The 5,400-nt window shown below is 71.4% G+C and carries 2 protein-coding genes and 1 CRISPR repeat array; both genes read right to left on the reverse strand.

The features are described from left to right. Positions 1–348, reverse strand: a 348-nt coding sequence (locus tag VQ03_RS00385) for a 3-hydroxyacyl-CoA dehydrogenase NAD-binding domain-containing protein (RefSeq protein ID WP_167376040.1), incomplete at its 3' end; no start/stop codon positions are given. A 90-nt stretch (positions 349–438) separates the two neighbouring features. Continuing rightward, a complete protein-coding gene (locus tag VQ03_RS00390; protein WP_425350012.1) occupies positions 439–2,706 on the reverse strand; it encodes a glycosyltransferase family 2 protein in 2,268 nt (755 codons plus the stop codon). Between the two features lie 72 nt (positions 2,707–2,778). Further along, a CRISPR array of direct repeats spans positions 2,779–5,309; the repeat unit is 29 nt; unit sequence CGGTTCATCCCCGCGCCTGCGGGGAACAC. The last annotated feature ends 91 nt before the right edge of the window (positions 5,310–5,400 follow it).

Genomic DNA, 5,400 nt, shown 5'->3' on the forward strand with positions numbered 1-5,400 from the left:
CACGGTCGGCCCGGTGACCGCCGCCGCGATGTCGCGGGCGGCCTGGTAGACGTAAGTCAGGTCGGCGAAGCCGTCGCCGCGGCGGGACGGGGTTCCGACCGCGATGAAGACCGCGTCCGCGCCGGCGACGGCCTCGGCGAGGTCGGTGGTGAAGGTCAGGCGCTCCTGGCGGACGTTCTCGGCCACCAGGGCGTCGAGGCCGGGCTCGTAGATCGGGATGCGGCCGTCCTTGAGGGCGGCGATCTTCTCCGGCGCGGTGTCGACGCACACCACGGTGTGGCCGAAATCGGCGAAGCACGCCCCCGAGACCAGGCCGACATAGCCCGCCCCCACCATCGCAACGCGCATCCCACGCCCTCCCGGCAGCGGCGCGGCACGCCGCCGGCCCCTCGCGCACCGCTGTAGCGTTGCAGTGCAGCGTGGGCAACGGCCGCGCCCTCACCAGAGGCGGAACAGCGCCTTCGCCCGGGCGAGGTTGGGGTTGTAGTACGGGTCGTTGCGCAGCTCCGGCCCCCAGCGCTCGGTCATGGTGGCGACCTCCGCCTCGAAGCGGGCGCGCTTCTCCGGCGTGTCCTCCTTGCCACGGCTCTTCGATTCGTGGTGCGTCAGGGCGGCGTGGGGCGTCCAGATCACGCTGTAGCCGGCCTTCCGCACCCGCAGGCAGAGGTCGATGTCGTTGAAGGCCACCGCCAGGTGCTCGGCATCGAAGCGGCCGACCTCCTCGAACACCTCCCGCCGCATCATCAGGCAGGCGCCGGTGACCGCCGAGACCTCCTGGGCGATCACCATGCGGCCGAAATAGCCCGGATCGTCGGGCCCGATATCCGGATGGCTGTGTCCGGCGACGCCCCCGACGCCCAGCACCACGCCGCCATGCTGGAGGGTGCCGTCCGGGTAGGACAGCTTGGCGCCGACCGCGCCGACCGCCGGCTCGACCGCGATCGAGGCCATCTCGGTGAGCCAGCCCGGTTCGCGCACCTCGATGTCGTTGTTGAGGAACAGGAGCAGGGGCCCGGTCGCGGCGGCGGCGCCGTCGTTCGACAACCCCGAGAAGTTGAACGGGCCGGGGCGCGCCAGCACCCGCACCCGCGGATCCTCGGCGGCCTGCGCGAGCAGCGCCAGGGCGGCGGGCTCGGTGCTGCCGTTATCGACCACCACGACCTCGATGTCGGGATAGCCCGTCCCGGTCAGGAGACCGTCGAGGACGACGCGCAGCAGCTCGGCCCGGTCCTTGGTCGGGATGATCGCCGAGACGCGCGGGGCCGGATCGGGCAGGGCGCGCACCAGGCGGTTGAAGCCGAGCGGCCCCCGCTCGACCCGGTGCGGCCAGCCGCGCCGCGCCACCAGCTCCTCCAGCGCCCGCAGGCGCGCCGCCTCGGCCCGGGCCAGGAAGGCGTCCGAGAAGGTGCCGGAGCCGATCGCGGTGCGCCAATGGTAGAGGATCACCGGGAGGTGGCGGACGCGAGCGGGATCGAGCCGGTCGCTCAGGCGCAGGAGCAGGTCGTGGTCCTGGCTGCCCTCGAAGCCGGGCCGCAGGCCCCCCACCGCCTCGACCAGGCTGCGGCGCACCACCGTCAGGTGGTTGAGGTAGTTCTGGCCGTAGAGGAGCTCCGGGTTCCAGTCGCCCTTGAAATGGGGCTCGAAGCGACGGCCCTCGGCGTCGATCTTGTCCTCGTCGCTGTAGATCAGGTCGAGGTCCGGCTCGCGGCGGATCGCCTTCGCCACTTCATAGAGGGCGTGGGCCGGCAGCACGTCGTCGTGGTCCATGAAGGCGACGTAGGCGCCGCGCGCGAGCCCGAGCGCGGTGTTGGTGGCGACCGCGATGTGGCCGTTCTCGGGCCGGCGCTCGACCCGGATGCGGGGATCCTCCGCGGCGGCCCGGGCGAGCAGGCGGGGCACCGCCGGATCGGTCGAGGCGTCGTCGGCGATGCACAGCTCCCAGTGCGGGTAGAGCTGGTCCCGGACCGAGCGCAGGGCCTCCTCCAGCACCTTGGGGCCCGGATTGTAGACCGGCATCACCACCGAGATCAGGGGTGGGTCGCGCCACTGCGCCACCTCAGCCGCGATCCGGGCGCGGTCGGCCTCGCTCAAGGTGTCGAAGTGGCGGACCCAGGTCTCGTAGCCGGTGAGCCCCGGCGGCACGAGGGCGCGGGCGAGGCGGTGCTGCGAGCGCACCCTCTTGCCGACCGCGCGCCAGAACAGGGCCTGGCCGGTGAGAGCCGGCCGGCGCAGGGCCGCCCGGCCGACGAGGGCGAGGCGGCTCCGGACCGTGACGGTGAACTCGGCGATGCTCAAGCCCGGCTCGCCGAGCATCGGCGTGAGCCGCAAGGCCGTGGTGCCGGCGGGCAGCCGCCCGAGCCAGGTGAAGCGCCCGTGGCCGAAGGCGCGCTCGGACAGGCTGGTGCCCTGCGGCCCCTCCGGCCCCTCCGCGATCGCCGTCAGCTCGACCCGGCTGAAGGCACCGTGATTCTCGTCCTTGAAGGCGATGCTGACCCAGCGCCCGCCGAGCCCGAGATCCGCCACGTCGAGGCTCAGGCCCTCGGCCCCGAATTCGAGCCGCAGCCGGGCGAAGTCCCGGACGACGTTGCGCCCGCGCCCGAGGCGGAGCGAGGCGTGCAGGGTGCGGCGAGGCACGGCAGGGGAAGGGGTCTGGGCTGTCACCTGTCCTCGCGCCTCCGGCGGCCGCCTGCCTGGCGGCGCCATCATCGTCAATGAAATCAATTGGTTAGATCGATCTTTGTGGGCGACCGTGTAGCAGGGGGGCGGCAAGGCTGGCAAGAGTCCATCCCCGCGCCTGCGGGGAACACGCTTATCTCGACGACCCCGTGCGCCGCCCGGTCAGTCCATCCCCGCGCCTGCGGGGAACACTCTTGCCCGCGATTTCAATGGAATGCCGCGCGCGGTTCATCCCCGCGCCTGCGGGGAACACACGCCCGTGCCGAAGTCCTGGACGCGGTACGTCGGTTCATCCCCGCGCCTGCGGGGAACACGGCTCCGGCGGTCATGCTGCGGTCCTCTTCGGCGGTTCATCCCCGCGCCTGCGGGGAACACCGCTCCGACCTGAGCGAGGCCGAGGAGGAGGCCGGTTCATCCCCGCGGCTGCGGGGAACACCTAAGCGATGGGCTCAAGAAGTCCGTCCAGGTCGGTTCATCCCCGCGCCTGCGGGGAACACCTCTTCGCCAAGTTCAACGTGACGAAGAAGACCGGTTCATCCCCGCGCCTGCGGGGAACACTGGCGCCGGCTCGGGTTCTCGGTGTCGTAGACCGGTTCATCCCCGCGCCTGCGGGGAACACCGTCGGACCACAAGAGGGTCTTTGTAATACAGCGGTTCATCCCCGCGCCTGCGGGGAACACCCGACCCTGCCGGCCGAATTAGGGCTGACGCCCGGTTCATCCCCGCGCCTGCGGGGAACACAGCGCCGCCGGTCCGGAAAGGCGCGATATGATCGGTTCATCCCCGCGCCTGCGGGGAACACGGCAGCGGCCCGCGACCGTGCCGTGTCGCGCGCGGTTCATCCCCGCGCCTGCGGGGAACACGTTCGGCCAGGACTGGATCGCCTCTGCGTAGGCGGTTCATCCCCGCGCCTGCGGGGAACACGATCACGAGTTCATTGCCGCAAATGGCATCGGCGGTTCATCCCCGCGCCTGCGGGGAACACCTCGGCTCGACCGCGCTCGACGGCGTGCGTCACGGTTCATCCCCGCGCCTGCGGGGAACACGCGTTGGCGAGCGCGTTGTTCTGTGGGATCGCCGGTTCATCCCCGCGCCTGCGGGGAACACTCTAGATAGGCTGCCTCAATACGTGAATCGCCCGGTTCATCCCCGCGCCTGCGGGGAACACGGCCAGGCGCTCGGCTCGATCGCCGGCCACGTCGGTTCATCCCCGCGCCTGCGGGGAACACGTGTGAGGGAGGCCCGCCTTGCGCTGAGAGTGCGGTTCATCCCCGCGCCTGCGGGGAACACGATATCGCGACGAACGCGTTGTCCGATGCGATCGGTTCATCCCCGCGCCTGCGGGGAACACTCCATGATGTGGCGCTCGGCCAGCTCGCGCGCCGGTTCATCCCCGCGCCTGCGGGGAACACTCGCCGGCGAGCACCTTCTGCGCCTCGGCCGCCGGTTCATCCCCGCGCCTGCGGGGAACACGGGCCGCGCTCGTTCCGCACGAAGGTCAAGGGCGGTTCATCCCCGCGCCTGCGGGGAACACTCGCGATTGCCGAGGTAGATGACGTCCGGGTGCGGTTCATCCCCGCGCCTGCGGGGAACACCTGTCGCTCCAGGCCACCGGAACAGGGAAGGTCGGTTCATCCCCGCGCCTGCGGGGAACACCCGGCCTGGGCGGTCGGCACTGCCTGCCGGCGCGGTTCATCCCCGCGCCTGCGGGGAACACACGGCGTGCGCGGTCCGGGTGAATCCGTGCTCCGGTTCATCCCCGCGCCTGCGGGGAACACGGCGAAGACATCTACCCGCAGCAGGACGTCCGCGGTTCATCCCCGCGCCTGCGGGGAACACGAGGTGAAGGCCCTGACCCAGAAGCCGGTGCGCGGTTCATCCCCGCGCCTGCGGGGAACACGCTGGCGCGATGACGACGGCCACGCCGATGACGCGGTTCATCCCCGCGCCTGCGGGGAACACGACAGCTGCGTGATCTCTCGGCAAGCTACATGCGGTTCATCCCCGCGCCTGCGGGGAACACGCCGCGTGGCTGAAACCGTCGTGCAGCGGGTTCGGTTCATCCCCGCGCCTGCGGGGAACACGCAGCCGCTTAGTTGATCGTCATGGGTCCGCGCGGTTCATCCCCGCGCCTGCGGGGAACACATCGGGGAAAGCCGTGTCGAACTCTCCTGAGGCGGTTCATCCCCGCGCCTGCGGGGAACACTCGTAGGCGCCGATCGCGGTATAGGAAATGGTCGGTTCATCCCCGCGCCTGCGGGGAACACGGGGCGGGCGCGGGCGTGACGGCCTCGATCGCCGGTTCATCCCCGCGCCTGCGGGGAACACGTCACCGCCGACGGCGTGCTGAAGCTGGCCGGCGGTTCATCCCCGCGCCTGCGGGGAACACACGATGGCGGGCGATGCACCTACCGGTTCGTGCGGTTCATCCCCGCGCCTGCGGGGAACACTGGTGCCCTGGAACGAACTGCTCGGGGTTTAACGGTTCATCCCCGCGCCTGCGGGGAACACGAGATTTCCGCGACCGCCTCGCGATCTCGCGGCGGTTCATCCCCGCGCCTGCGGGGAACACGAGATTTCCGCGACCGCCTCGCGATCTCGCGGCGGTTCATCCCCGCGCCTGCGGGGCGCACCGGGCGGAGGCCCGGCGGCGCGCTCAGCCCTCAGCGCGATCACCGCGCCCGCAGGGAAAAACAACTACAGACACCGCAGCCGAACCGCCGC

This window comes from Methylobacterium tarhaniae, assembly GCF_001043955.1.
GTDB lineage: Bacteria > Pseudomonadota > Alphaproteobacteria > Rhizobiales > Beijerinckiaceae > Methylobacterium > Methylobacterium tarhaniae.